The organism is Mycobacterium syngnathidarum (assembly GCF_001942625.1).
GTDB classification, from domain to species: Bacteria; Actinomycetota; Actinomycetes; order Mycobacteriales; family Mycobacteriaceae; genus Mycobacterium; species Mycobacterium syngnathidarum.
Genome location: NZ_MLCL01000029.1, coordinates 155,235 through 169,289, shown reverse-complemented (window position 1 = coordinate 169,289; position 14,055 = coordinate 155,235). Strand labels below are relative to the sequence as shown.

Annotated in this window: 10 protein-coding genes and 1 tRNA gene; 4 read left to right on the top strand and 7 right to left on the bottom strand. The window is 64.8% G+C overall.

All coding sequences use genetic code 11. The features are described 5' to 3' along the window. Positions 1-91: 91 nt before the first annotated feature. The 3 genes from BKG60_RS08710 (at position 92) to BKG60_RS31420 (ending at position 5,920) form a co-directional block, all read left to right on the top strand. Entirely contained in the window at positions 92-2,947 is a 2,856-nt protein-coding gene (locus BKG60_RS08710) for an MMPL/RND family transporter (RefSeq protein ID WP_075909550.1), read from the top strand. A gap of 231 nt (positions 2,948-3,178) precedes the next feature. Further along, positions 3,179-5,647, top strand: coding sequence for a transglycosylase/D,D-transpeptidase PonA2 (gene ponA2 / locus BKG60_RS08705; RefSeq protein WP_075909549.1), 2,469 nt, complete (start codon positions 3,179-3,181; stop codon positions 5,645-5,647). A 117-nt stretch (positions 5,648-5,764) separates the two neighbouring features. Beyond that, positions 5,765-5,920, top strand: coding sequence for a hypothetical protein (locus BKG60_RS31420; protein ID WP_110765202.1), 156 nt, complete (start codon positions 5,765-5,767; stop codon positions 5,918-5,920). 64 nt (positions 5,921-5,984) lie between these two features. Here the strand turns inward: BKG60_RS31420 and BKG60_RS08700 are convergent, their stop codons facing one another. From BKG60_RS08700 to BKG60_RS08690, 3 genes are all read right to left on the bottom strand, one after another. Continuing rightward, positions 5,985-7,265 carry an acyl-CoA dehydrogenase family protein gene (locus tag BKG60_RS08700; RefSeq protein WP_070943404.1) on the bottom strand — a complete coding sequence of 427 codons (1,281 nt, stop codon included), beginning with the start codon at positions 7,263-7,265 and terminating at the stop codon, positions 5,985-5,987. 127 nt (positions 7,266-7,392) lie between these two features. After that, positions 7,393-7,995: a sensor domain-containing protein gene (locus tag BKG60_RS08695; protein WP_083339160.1), complete on the bottom strand. Its 603-nt coding sequence runs from the start codon at positions 7,993-7,995 to the stop codon at positions 7,393-7,395. 294 nt (positions 7,996-8,289) lie between these two features. Then, positions 8,290-8,363, bottom strand: a tRNA-Ile gene (locus BKG60_RS08690). A gap of 112 nt (positions 8,364-8,475) precedes the next feature. Here BKG60_RS08690 and BKG60_RS08685 point away from each other — a divergent pair. Next, the gene (locus tag BKG60_RS08685; protein ID WP_120764855.1) at positions 8,476-9,534 is read left to right on the top strand and encodes a threonine aldolase family protein; all 1,059 of its coding nucleotides are present in this window, start codon (positions 8,476-8,478) and stop codon (positions 9,532-9,534) included. On the opposite strand, the gene BKG60_RS08680 is transcribed toward BKG60_RS08685, so the two are convergent. The 4 genes from BKG60_RS08680 to BKG60_RS08665 form a co-directional block, all read right to left on the bottom strand. Beyond that, entirely contained in the window at positions 9,525-10,310 is a 786-nt protein-coding gene (locus tag BKG60_RS08680) for a carboxymuconolactone decarboxylase family protein (protein ID WP_075909595.1), read from the bottom strand. The genes BKG60_RS08685 and BKG60_RS08680 overlap by 10 nt on opposite strands. A 139-nt stretch (positions 10,311-10,449) precedes the next feature. Then, entirely contained in the window at positions 10,450-11,148 is a 699-nt protein-coding gene (locus BKG60_RS08675; RefSeq protein WP_075909548.1) for a YwaF family protein, read from the bottom strand. Position 11,149: 1 nt separating this feature from the next. Continuing rightward, positions 11,150-12,511, bottom strand: coding sequence for a metallopeptidase TldD-related protein (locus tag BKG60_RS08670; RefSeq protein WP_075909547.1), 1,362 nt, complete (start codon positions 12,509-12,511; stop codon positions 11,150-11,152). Continuing rightward, on the bottom strand, positions 12,508-14,025 hold the full coding sequence (locus tag BKG60_RS08665; protein WP_075909546.1) for a TldD/PmbA family protein: 1,518 nt from the start codon (positions 14,023-14,025) through the stop codon (positions 12,508-12,510). Before BKG60_RS08665 ends, BKG60_RS08670 begins: the two co-directional genes overlap by 4 nt. Between the last annotated feature and the right edge of the window lie 30 nt (positions 14,026-14,055).

Genomic DNA, 14,055 nt, shown 5'->3' with positions numbered 1-14,055 from the left:
ACGGGGAAACGACACCACGTAGTAAGGTAAGCCTTCGCACAATGCCCAACTGCTGCATCGTGCTCACCCCACCGACCACCAAGGGTTCCTGATGGCCGATTCCAGAGCTCCCCACAAGGGGATCGCTCGATGGATCCGTCGATTCGCCATTCCGGTGATCGTCGGCTGGATCGCACTGCTGGCGTTTCTGAGCGCCACCGTCCCCCCGCTCGAGGTGGTGGGTCAGATGCGCTCAGTGTCGATGAGCCCCGACGAGGCACCGTCGGTGATCGCGATGAAGCGCGTCGGCAAGGTGTTCGACGAGTTCCACTCCGACAGTTCGGCGATGATCGTGCTGGAGGCCCAGGGGGACGGGAACAAGCTCGGCGACGATGCGCACCGCTTCTACAACGACATGGTCGACCGGCTGGAAGCCGACAAGAAGCATGTCGAGCACGTCCAGGATTTCTGGGGCGATCCGCTGACCGAGGCCGGCGCCCAGAGCAACGACGGTAAAGCGGCGTATGTGCAGGTCTACCTGGCCGGCAACATGGGTGAGGCGCTGGCCAACGAGTCGGTGGAGGCCGTCCAGAAGCTCATCAAGGAGCTGTCTCCGCCGCCCGGGCTCAAGGTGTACGTCACCGGGCCCACCGCACTGGCCGCCGATCAGCAGATCTCCGGTGACCGCAGCGTCAAGATCATCGAAGGCGTCACCTTCGCGGTCATCATCACGATGCTGCTGCTGGTGTACCGGTCGATCATCACCGTGATCCTGGTGCTGGCGATGGTGGTGGTCGAACTGTCGGCCGCCCGCGGGTTCGTCGCCTTCCTCGGCTACCACAACCTGATCGGCCTCTCGACCTTCGCCACTCAGCTCCTGGTCACCCTCGCGATCGCCGCGGCCACCGACTACGCGATCTTCCTGATCGGCCGATATCAGGAGGCCCGCAGTGTCGGCGAGGACCGAGAACAGGCGTACTACACGATGTTCCACGGCACCGCGCACGTGGTGCTCGGCTCCGGTATGACGATCGCGGGCGCGACACTGTGTCTGCATTTCACCCGATTGCCGTATTTCCAGACTCTCGGCATCCCGATGGCAGTGGGTATGACGGTCACGGTGTTGGCGGCACTCACGCTGGGGCCCGCGATCATCACGGTGGCCAGCCGGTTCGGCAAGGTGCTCGAGCCCAAACGCGCCATGCGCATCCGCTTCTGGCGGCGCCTGGGAGCCTTCGTCGTGCGCTGGCCGGGTCCGGTGCTGCTGGGCACCATCCTGCTGTCGTTGGTGGGGCTGCTCACGCTGCCGGGGTATCGGACCAATTACAACGACCGCAACTATCTGCCCACCGACCTGCCCGCCCAGGAGGGCTACGCCGCAGCTGACCGGCACTTCTCGGCGGCGAAGATGAATCCCGAGTTGCTGCTCATCGAAACCGACCACGACGTACGCAATTCGGCGGACTTCCTGGTGATCGACAGGATCGCCAAACGCGTCTTCGAGGTGTCCGGGGTGGGCAGCGTGCAGGCCATCACCCGCCCGCAGGGTGAGCCGCTGGAGTTCAGCACGATTCCGGCCCAGATGAGTATGGGCGGGGTCATGCAGACCATGAACCGCAAATACCTCACCGACCGCGCCGATGACATGCTGCTGCAGGCCGACGAGATGCAGAAGACCATCAACACGATGGACCGGATGATCGTGCTGATGGAGGAGATGAGCTCCATCACGCACAACATGGTCGGCAAGATGGACACGATGGTCGTCGACGTCAAGGAACTCCGGGACCACATCTCCGATTTCGACGATTTCCTGCGGCCGCTGCGCAACTACCTGTATTGGGAACCGCACTGCTACAACATCCCGGTGTGCGCCTCGATGCGTTCGGTGTTCGACGGCCTCGACGGTGTCGACACGATGACCGAGAGCATCGAGCAACTGATGCCCGACATGCACCGGCTCGATGACCTGATGCCTCAGATGGCGACGATGATGCAGCCGCAGATCGAAACCATGCGGACCATGAAGACCATGATGCTGACCATGTATCAGACCCAGAAGGGTCTGCAGGATCAGATGGCAGCGATGCAGGACAACCAGACCGCCATGGGTACGGCATTCAACGACGCCAAGAACGACGACACCTTCTATCTGCCGCCGGAGATCTTCAACAACGCCGACTTCAAGCGGGGCATGAAGAGCTTCATCTCTCCCGACGGCAAAGCGGTGCGCTTCATCATCTCGCACGAGGGTGACCCGCTGACGCCGGAAGGCATCAAGCTCATCGATGGGATCAAATTGGCCGCCAAAGAGGCCATGAAGAACACCCCGTGGGAGGGCTCCAAGATCTACATGGGCGGCACCGCCTCGGCCTTCAAGGACATGCAGGAAGGCAACAACTACGACCTGATCATCGCCGGCATCTCGGCGCTGTGCCTGATCTTCATCATCATGCTGATCATCACGCGCAGCGTGGTGGCCGCCGCGGTGATCGTCGGCACGGTCCTGGTGTCCCTCGGAACCTCGTTCGGCCTGTCGGTCCTGGTGTGGCAGCACCTGCTCGGGATCGAGTTGCACTTCATGGTGATGGCCATGGCGGTGATCGTGCTGCTGGCCGTCGGTGCGGACTACAACCTGCTGTTGGTGGCCCGGCTCAAAGAGGAACTGCCGGCCGGGATCAACACCGGCATCATCCGGGCCATGGGTGGCAGCGGGTCGGTGGTGACCGCGGCCGGGCTGGTGTTCGCCTTCACCATGATGTCGATGGTGGTCAGCGAGATGATCGTGGTGGCCCAGGTGGGTTCGACGATCGGATTGGGCCTGCTGTTCGACACTTTGGTGATCCGGTCGTTCATGACACCGTCGATCGCGGCGTTGATGGGCCGTTGGTTCTGGTGGCCACAGCTGGTCCGCCAGCGCCCGCCCCGCGGCGTGGTGGCGCAGGCACTGGCGCGGTCGAACTCATAGAGCACGCCCGTGGGCGGCCGAACCGGCGAATCCCAAATGCAGTCGCGGAGATCGTTAGCGACGCCCTTTCGCGCAGGTTGCGCACCAGGCGCCGTAGCGCTGACTGTTGCCGGCGTCATCCGCATGCTGTCCATCAGGACGGATACCTAGGCGTTATGAAATCACAACGTAGCCAACGTGTTGCGTGCGATCTACCCATCGCCGACCACTGATCCCCTTACGCTAGAGGGCATGTCCGGCCCGTCCGCGGGTTCGCGGTCCACGGTTGCCAAGCTGGCCCTGCACTGTGTGCTGGCCGGATTGCTTGCGGCGGTGTTGATGTTCCCCGTCGTCGGCGGTATCGGCATCATGACCGCGCGACTCTCCGACACCGTGGCACAGGATTCGGCTCAGGTCCTCGAAGGCGAGGCGCCGATCGTCACCACCATGGTCGACACCTCGGGCGAACCGATCGCGTGGCTCTATGAGCAGCGCCGGTGGGTGGTACCCAGCGATCGCATCGCCGACACCATCAAGCTGGCGATCGTGTCGGTGGAGGACAAGCGCTTCGCCGAACACAACGGGGTGGACGTCCAGGGAACGCTGAACGGACTGATCGGATACCTGCGCGGCATCGAAAACGTGCGCGGCGGGTCGACCCTCGAGCAGCAGTACGTCAAGAACTACAACCTGCTGGTCAATGCGAAGACCGACGCCGAGCGCCGAGCCGCCGTCGAGATCAGCCCCGCCCGTAAGGTGCGCGAGATCAGGATCGCGCTGGCGATGGACAAGGCCCTCCCCAAGGGAGAGATCTTGGCCCGATATCTCAATCTGGTGTCATTCGGCAACGGCGCCTTCGGGGTTCAGGACGCGGCGCGCACTTACTTCGGCGTCGATGCCGCCGACCTCACCTGGCCGCAAGCGGCCCTGTTGGCCGGCGTGGTGCGGTCCACCACCGCGTTGGATCCCTACACCAACCCCGACGGTGCCCTCGCCCGCCGCAACGTCGTGCTCGACACCCTGATCGACTATCTCCCGGACCGGGCTGAAGAGCTTCGCGCCGCAAAAGCCGAACCCCTGGGTGTACTGCGTCAGGCCGAGCCCCTCCCGGAGGGCTGCATCGCCGCAGGCGACCGCGCCTTCTTCTGCGAATATGTCCTGCAGTACCTGGCGCGCGCCGGGCTCACGATGGAAGACGTCGCCCGCAACGGGTATCTGATCCGCACCACGTTGGACCCCAAGGTTCAGGACAGCGTCAAGGCAGCGCTGGACAAGTACGCAGACTCCGACGCCGCGGGTGTCGCCAGCGTGATGAGCGTGATCACGCCGGGCAAAGACACCCATCGAGTGGTCGCGATGGGTGACAGCCGCACGTACGGACTCGACCTCGATGCCAATCAGACGGTGCAGCCGCAACCTTTTTCGTTGGTCGGTGACGGTGCCGGGTCCATCTTCAAAATCTTCACCACCGCGGCCGCCATGGAGATGGGCATGGGCATCAACACTCAACTCGATGTCCCCGGGACGTTCATGGGCAAAGGGCTGGGCAGCAGCGACACCCCCGGCTGCCCCAGGGAAACCTGGTGTGTGCGCAACGCGCACGGCTTCCGCAGCCCGCTCAATGTCACCGACGCGCTGGCACAATCACCCAACACCGCGTTCGCCAAACTGATCTCACAGATCGGGGTACCGCGGGCGGTGGACATGGCGGTGCGGTTGGGCTTGCGGTCCTACGCCGAACCCGGCACTGCGCGCGATTACAACCCCGACTCCAACGAGAGCATCGCCGATTACGTCAAGCGGCAGAACATCGGATCCTTCACGCTCGGCCCCTTCGAGCTCAACGCACTCGAGTTGGCGAATGTCGGGGCGACCCTGGCCTCGGGCGGTATGTGGTGCCCACCGAGCCCGATCGACAAGATCTTCGACCGGCACGGACGTGAAGTGGGCGTGGAGACGGTGCCCTGCGACCAGGCGGTGCCCGAGGGCCTTGCCAACACGTTGGCCAATGCACTGGGCAAAGACCACTCGGGCGGAACCGCCACCGGTGCAGCGAGTTCAGTGGGCTGGAAGCTGCCGATGTCGGGTAAGACCGGCACCACCGAAGCCCACCGGTCATCGGGATTCCTCGGTTTCACCAACCAGTATGCGGCCGCCAATTACGTCTTCGACGACTCCTCGTCGCCCTCGGGACTGTGCTCGTACCCACTGCGAAAGTGCGGCAACGGCACCCTTTTCGGTGGCACGGAGCCCGCGCTGACCTGGTATGCCGCGATGAATCCCATCGCCGAGAAGTTCGGTCCGATCGCCCTGCCTCCCACCGACCCGCGATATGTCGACGGCGGCCCCGGCGGTCAGGTACCCAGCGTGACCGGACTGAAGGTCGAGGAGGCGCGTAAGCGCTTGTTGGCCGCCGGTTTCCGAGTGGCTGACAAACCCACAGCCGTCAACAGCGAGGCCACCAAGGGTTCGGTCGTCGGGACAACCCCCAGCGGCAGAACAATTCCCGGATCGATCATCACGATCAACACCAGCACGGGGTACGTGCCGCCACCGGTCTACATCCCCCCGCCCGACCTTCCGCCGCCTCCACCAACACTCGCCGAACTCGGACCACCGCCACCGCCCAATGTCATCGAGATCCCCGGGCTACCGCCGATCACCTTGCCGCCTCCGGCTCCGCCTCCCCCGCCACCACCGCCGGCGCCGCCGCCGGCCTGACGGCAGTGGTGCCGAGGATGCTGTCGGCGCCAACACATCCGACGTTTGAATATCGACGGATCGGGCAATTCTTCTCGCCGACAGCCCCACGGGGTTCCTACGTCGAACGGATTGACCATGATCGTGCTCGGCATCATCCTTCTGCTGATCGGCTATTTTGCCGGTATATCGATCCTCTACACCATCGGTGGGATCCTCTTGGTGATCGGCGTCATCCTCTGGATCCTCGGCGCGGTCGGCCGTCCGGTCGGCGGGCGAAAAGTCTGGTATTAGAACAGTCACACCACCGGCCGCGATGGGCGTTCCCCGCCCATCGCGGCCGGTGGTGTCCGAGCGTCTAGCGGTGGCGTTCGAAATACTTCTGGTAGGCCTCGGCGGAAGCCGCCAGATCCGGACGGGCGGCCAGCACGGGTTCCATCTTCCTACGAGCCTCTTCGCGCTTGTACGGGATGAACTCGGTCGGGAAATTCCCCTCGTGAGGGTGGTAGTCCCGCAGCACCCGACGCGCCACGGTGGCCTTGTGCACCTCGTCGACTCCGTCGGCGATGCCCATGGTGGGAGCACCGGCATACATCGCCTGAATGGGCGTGAGATCCGTGGTGCCAAGCGAACCCAGAATGTGCAAGGCGTTGAACGACACGTCACGCAGCACTTTGGCCATGGTGAATTTCACGGCGGCGATCTCAGTGCGCGCTTCCTGCGTCGAGGTGTGGTCGATCTTCCACGCCGTCTCCAATACGAACAGCCGCAACATCTTGATCATCGCGTAGGACTCGGCGATCTTCTCCTGCACCATCTGATGTTCGGAGATGACCTTGCCGTGAGATTGGCGGCTGAGCGCCCGCTCGCACATCATGTCGAACGCCAGGTTGCACTGAGCGATGGTGCGCATGGCGTGGTGGATCCGTCCGCCGCCAAGACGCCTCTGCGCCAATACCTTTGCCCCGTCCTCCGGGCCGAGCAAGTGGTCCAGCGGCACTCGGACGTCGCGGTAGACGATGTGGTTGTGGTTTCGCGGCTGGGGCATGATCTCCACCCCTGGCGTCGTACGGGGCACCACGAACATGCCGTTGGTACACATCACGAACAAGATGTCGGCGACCCGTCCCGCGGAGGTGAACCACTTCTCGCCGTTGATCACCCATTCGCCGCCGTCCCGCACCGCATGGGTCTTGAACAGACTGGGGTCGCTACCGCCTTGCGGTTCGGTCATCGAATATGCCGAGAACATGTCCTGGTTGAGCAGTGGGACCAGCCAGCGTTCCTTTTGTTCGTCGGTGCCGTAGGCGGCGAGCATCTCCATGTTGCCGGTGTCGGGCGCCGACGCTCCGAACATGTGCGGAGCGCCGGCGTATCGGCCGATGATCTCGTTCAGTAGGCCGAGCTTGAGCTGTCCGAAGCCGGGACCGCCGAGCTCCCGATCCAGAAAGATGGCCCACAGGCCCTGATCCTTGACCTCCTGTTGAAGCTCGCGGACATAGGATTTCACCACCGGATCGGGTGACCGCACGGCGTACGGGAAGACGTGGTCGAGCGGCTCGACCTTGTCCTCACAGAACTGCTTGACCCAATCGAGCTTCTTCTGAAACTCCGGTTCAGTGCTGAAATCCCATGCCATATCGGCCTCCTCGCGTGATGCCCTGACGGTCAGGCACGTGCTCCTGTCTAACATCCGCCGCACGGTCCGCGAGGGAAAAGACTCCGAGGGCAGGTGAGTCCTCGGCTGAACGCAGGACGGGCTGGCCCTACGACACGATCGGCGGTGCGTCGATCCGCGCCGAAATCTGTTTGGCGATATTGACGGCCGAATCTCCAGGGTTGGCACTGCAGGTGTTGACGTCGATCACGATGTTGTTGTTCGCGGACAACGCCCGACCACAGGCCCAGCCGCCCGCCTGCGCATTGGTCTGGGTGGTGATCAGGCTCAGCACACCACCGTCGGTGGAAATGGGTCCGGCCTCCCACTTCGTTCCGGTCTGCGTGTGGGTGTACTTCGTGCACGCCGGCCACTGTCGCACCGAGGCGTCGTAAAAAGCCTTGGCCTGGTCGGCGTCGACGAAGCGAACCACTGCCTGCTTGGCGTAGTGGGCGGTGCCGTCGGGCTCCCGCAACGACATCTCCTGCTCGTCGGTGAATCCACTGTCGGCATATACGGGTGCCTGCGCCGAGCCGTCAACCGCGAGGCACTCTCGGGGCGCCATCGTCGCGCTGTCGTCGGACATTTGAGAGCCGGTACTGGTGACAGCCATGCCCCCGGCCGACATGGCCGCATTGATTTGTTCGGGCGAAAGCAACAACCGAGGCAATGTTTTCTGCCTCAGCGGAGTCGGAGGAAAAGATGTGATCATCGGTCTTTCCGACGTGGTCTCGGCTGCCTGTTCTGTCGATTGACCGCATCCTGCGGCAAGGGCACAAGCAGCGGCGATGACGACCGCCCTCGTCACAATGCGCATTCGTTATCCCCCCATCTCTGCGCTGTCAGATCTGAGTCGTTGTGGCTTTGGCCAATATGGACATATCCAGGGAAGCAACGATGTCGTCCTCAAACGTACGACATCGCTGATCAGTTCGAAGACTTTTCGGAACCGTTACCGAAACACCATCAACGTCGGCGCCCCGGCTGTTGGATGGGGCTTTTCCAGTGGGGCGGGCGGGGCTCGAACCCGCGACCTAGGGATTATGAGTCCCCAGCTCTGACCAACTGAGCTACCGCCCCCGGGCGCATCTGCGCGGCAATATGGTCGCACACGCTGCGGGCCCAAATACCAGTCAGGGGCCGCAGGCAGGCCCGGCACTGATCTTCATGGGCCTTCCGGGTCGGTGGGATCATGGCGGACGTGCCTTCTCACGCGTTCGCCTCGGACAATGCCGCGCCCGCACACCCGACGGTGATCGCCGCGATCGCCGAGGCCAACAACGGCGCGGTCGCGTCGTACGGCAACGACGACCTGACCCAACGCGCAGCCGAGGCCGTCAAGGCCACGTTCGACGCCCCCGACGCCGAGGTGCTGTTCGCGCTCACCGGCACGGCGGCCAACGTCATCGCGCTGGCATCGGCAGTGCGGCCGTGGCAGGAGATCCTGTGCAGCGACGTCGCGCACACTCTTCTCGACGAGGCCGGTGGACCGGTCCGGCTGTCCGGCGCCTCGGTGACACCATTGCCCAGTGACAACGGCCTGATCGACCCGGCCCTGCTGGATGCCGCGGTAGCCCGCCGCGGGCCGGTACATCACTCACAGCCACGCATCGTCACCATCACCCAGTCCACCGAGAACGGCCGCGTCTGGACGCCGCACGCCGTCAAGGACTTCGTCGACCATGCCCACGATCTCGATCTCCTCGTCCACGTCGACGGCTCCCGGGTTGCGAATGCGATTGCTGCCTCGGGCACCTCGCCCGGCGGCGCGGTCGCCGACGCCGACATCATCACCGTCGGCGGTACCAAGAACGGCATGTTGATGGGCGATGCGATCCTGGTGCGCCGGCCCGAGTTGTTCGACGGCATCCACTTCGTGCAGAAACAGATCGGTCAGCTGGCCAGCAAGCAACGTTTCATCGCGGCCCAGTTCGAGGCGATCTTGCGCGACGGACTGTGGCTGCAGACCGCCACCCATGCCAACCGGCTGGCCGCGCGGCTCAGCACGGGTTTAGGGGCACTGGGCCTGAGACTGGCCGCTCCCACCGAAGCCAACGAGATCTTCGTCGACCTCGAACCCGCTGTCTACGCCGCGGTCGCCGCTGAGTATGCCGTGCACCGTCCCGACCCGCAGCTGCCCACGGTGCGGTTCGTGTGTTCCTGGGCGACCACCGAAGCCGAAGTCGACGGAGTTCTGGGGGTGGTGCGGCGCGCACTCCACGCCGCCAACCCCGATAACCCTCAGCTGTAGATCGGCTGCCCGTCGGGGCCCAGCCGGTACTCCTCGGTGCCTTCGTCGATGCGCGCGGCGTCGGCACCCAGTGCGACAGCCACCTTGTTGCACGCATTGCGCATCACGTCGAGGGTCAGTTCGACGGCTTCGTCCTGCGAAAAGTGTTGACGGAGTTCGTCGCCGGACACCTGGGCCGGGGCCCAGATGAGTGCGTCGACGTAGCGCAGTGCGGCCTTGTGCCGATCCGACAGGTCCGAGTTCTCGAAGTCGTCGATGGCGTCGTAGTCGGACTCGGTGGCGCCGGCCTCCAGCGCCGCGGACTCCCGCAGTGACTTGCACAGCCGGCAGTTGTGCTGGCGCGCCCCGCGCAGGCGCACCATCTCGGAGGTCACCGGATCCAATCCGCGCATCCGGCCGACCGACGGCACGAACGTGTCCAGCACATAGTCCGCCGGATTGGTCTGGTGGTCCCAGACCACGTCGTCGGTGACCCAATCGACGCCCAGGGCGGCGAGCCCGGCCCGCATCCGCGGCACGAAGTCGGCCACATAGATCAAGGTCGCCACCGTGAACACATCGGGTCCGAGCAGATCGGAGAATGCCGCGCGCTGCGCGTCGTTGATGCCGGTGACGTCGATGCTGAACTGCTCGGCGAACTCCGTCACCATCGGGTCGACGGCGCCGCCCCGAGTCTCGGCAGGCAGGGGCGCCAGCCCTAGCGTCGAAGCACACACCTCACGCACCGCGGCGTTGACATCGGCCAACTTCGGTGGCGACACCGCGACCAGGTGCATCAACTCATTGAGCACATCGGCAGACACACCGGCAGTATCCACCAACGCGCCCCGCCCCGTGTGATTACCGCCCGCCGATTCCGAATACCATGCCCAGCCTCGTGGCCGGCGCGGGTGCTTCAGGTGCGCGACGCCGGGCTCAGCGGCCAGGATCAGGCCGGCGTTCCCATGGCCACGTCATGAGCGCCCACACGCCGGCCACCAGTGTGCTGGCCACCAGCACGTAGACCGGCCATGGCCCCATCAGGTCGAGTAGCGACGCGGTGGCCGGCTTGGCGTTGAGGAAGCCGTAGTTGGTTTCGGCAAGGGCGTTGAACGTCATGGTGAATGCGGCCCACACCGCGGTCACCACCACCACGAATCGATAGTCACGCCAATTCGGGCGCATCCCGCGGCCCCAGGTCAAATAGATTGCGGCCCAGACCACCAGCAAATGAATCGACCAGAACGCCAGGAACTCATAGTGCGGGAAATCCGGGCTTCTGAGGACCGGAGAGATGAGCGCCTGTGTACTCAACACCAGACCCCAGTAGTAGGTGAGCACGAAGGCCCAGTGTCGTTGCGACCACAGCGCATAGGCGCCCACGACGGTCGCCAGGTCGGTCAGGCGCAACGGGACGGAGCGTTCGACCGACGGCGGGATGAGCGTGTAGACGAGCATCGCGGCATAGATTGCGGCTGTCAGCGTTCCGAGAACCCGGCCCAAAGTCCGTGACTGCCGTTCGCTCTGGCGCCGGCCGAGCCAAACCAACACCGCTGCCCCGACGACGAAAACGGCGATGGCGGCCCAGTGTGACGGGCCGTATACCGCGAAATGCCGTTGGGACAACACCGTCAACTCATTGGGCCTGGCTCACCGAGGACATGTGGAAATCCGGGATCCGCAGTGTCGGCATGGAGGCCCGGGTCGCCCAGTCGCCCCACTCGCGCGGCAGGGTGACCTCGCTGATCCCCGCCTCGGTGGCGCGCCGCAAAAGGTTCAGCGGGCTTTCGTTGAACCGGAAGTTGTTGACCGCGGCGGTCACCTCTCCGTCCTCGATCAGGTAGACACCGTCGCGGGTCAATCCCGTCAGCAGCAGTACGGTCGGATCGACTTCACGTATGTACCACAGTGTGGTCAGCAGCAGGCCGCGCTCGGTGCCGGCGATCATGTCGGCCAATTCGATTGTGCCGCCGGTCATCAGCAGGTTGTCGGCGGGAACCGCGACAGGTGCGCCGTATTCAGCGGCCACCGCCCGCGGATAGGCCAGCGCATTGACCACCCCGTCGCGAATCCAGTCCACCCGGCCGATGTCCATGCCGTTGTCGAAGATCGACACCCGTTCCGAGGAACTCGGCACCGCGACAAACGGTTGGCAGGCGAGTTCCCCTGCGAACGGGTCGGAGTACAGCGTCAGGCCCAGATCGGTGAGCTTCTCCCCCACCCGCGTCCCACCCGGGGCCGACAGCGCGCTGCGCCCCTCCTGCGCGCCACGACCATCCATGGCCCAGGTCAGATAGATCAACATGTCGGCCACCGTCGAGGGCGGCATGAGTGTCTCGTAGCGGCCGGCCGGCAGCTCGACCGTCCGCTCCGCCCACCCCAACTTCAGCGACAACTCGTCGAGCAGTGAATCCACCCGCACGTCAACGAAATCCGGGGTACTCACCCCCGTCCACACGCTCGCCCCGTTCCGCTTGGCGTTGACCTCCACCGACCCGGTCGGCTGGGTGTAGCGACGACGCAGGCCGGTCGAGGTCGCCAGGAACGTGGTCTCCATGACATGGCGGGCGTAACCGTAGAGCTGGTCGGAACCGGCAAAGCCCTTGGCCAGGTCATCGGCGATACCGGCGAACACGTGCGCACCCGTGCCCACCACCGGGGCGTCCCAATCGTCGGGCACCCCGGTGGCCGGCAACGGTGCTGCGGCGTCGCGAGCCTCGGGTGAGGCCGCGGCAGCACGCTGCGCGGCGAGCACCAAGTCGCCGATCACCGCCGGATCTACCTCGGTCGAGCGCACCGACCCGACATGTGCCTTGCCTCCGCTTCGCACGATCGAGATCACCGTGATGGTCCGGCTGATGGTCTCACCGTTGGTGGTCATCGAGTTACCGGCCCACCGCAGCGATGCGTCAGATCGATCAGTCACCAAGACCATGGTTTCCATACCGGGATCGGCTGCCCCCAAGGCGATGTCGACCACCTGCTGCGCGCCGATCATCGTCCGCCCTCCGTCCGGGTGTTCAGTACGTTGATGCCGCGGAACAGCGCGCTCGGACAGCCGTGGCTGACCGGTGCCACCTGCCCAGGCTGAGCCTTGCCACAGTTGAACGCCCCACCGAGGCGCCAGGTGGAAGGCCCGCCGACCGCTTCCATCGCACCCCAGAAATCGGTGGTGGTGGCCTGATACGCCACGTCGCGCAGTTGACCGTCGAGCCGACCGTCACGGATCCGGTAGAACCGCTGACCGGTGAACTGAAAGTTGTACCGCTGCATGTCGATCGACCATGATTTGTCCCCGACGACGTAGATGCCGTCGGACACCCGCGAGATCAGATCCTGTGTGCTGAGATCCTCGGGCCCGGGCTGCAACGACACGTTGGCCATCCGCTGGATCGGAACGTGATGTGGCGAGTCGGCGTACGAGCAGCCGTTGGAGCGGGCCTCGCCGAGTCGCGGGGCGAACACCCGATCCAGCTGGTAGCCGACGAAGACACCGTCGCGCACCAGGTCCCAGCTCTGTGCCCGCACCCCTTCGTCGTCGAAACCAACGGTGGCCAAACCGAACTCCACCGTTCGGTCAGCGGTCACGTTCATCACCGGCGAGCCGTAGCGCATGGTGCCGAGCTTGTCCGGGGTGGCGAACGACGTCCCGGCGTAGGCCGCTTCATAGCCGATGGCCCGGTCGTATTCGGTGGCGTGCCCGATCGATTCGTGGATGGTCAGCCACAGGTTGGACGGGTCGATCACCAGGTCGGTGGGCCCGGCGACGACCGACGGCGCCTTGCTCTTCTCGGCCAGCAGCGTCGGCAGCTCGGCCAGCTCAGAGGTCCAGTCCCACACCTCATCACCAGCCAATGCCTCCCAGCCCCGCGCCGTCGGCGGGGCCAGCGTGCGCATGGTCTCGAACGACCCGGCCGCCGAGTCCACGGCCACCGCCTCCATCGTCGGCATCACCCGGACCCGCTGCTGGGTGATCGAGGATCCGAACGTATCGGCGTAGAAGGTCTGCTCCTTGACCGCATGCACTCCGGCCGACACGTGGTTCACACCGTCGGCCGCCATCAGCCGACCGGAGTACTCGCCCAGCACGGCCATCTTGTCGGCAGCGGGAACGGTGAACGGGTCGACAACGTAATCGGACACCCACGACACATCGGTGTAGACCGGTTCACCGGCCAGCTCTATCCGCTCGGCATTGAGCGGTGCAAGCGTCGTGGCCACTTGCACCGCGCGACGCGCCGTCTGCGCGGCAACTTCAGGCGCCAGCTCGGCGTGAGAGGCAAAACCCCACGCGCCGTCCACGATCACCCGCACGGCCAGACCTACCTCGCGGTTGACCACCGACATCTCCAGCTCACCGTCGCGCAATTGGATGATCTCGGTGGTGATCCGGTGAATCCGCAGATCGGCATAGCTGGCGCCGGCCGCGGCTGCCGCGGACAACGCCGCGTCAGCCAACTCGGACCGGGGCAGCTCCAGGAAGTCGGCGTCCACGCGTCGTTGAGCTGTCACGCCCCCACGGTAGCGGCGCCGCGGTGGCGA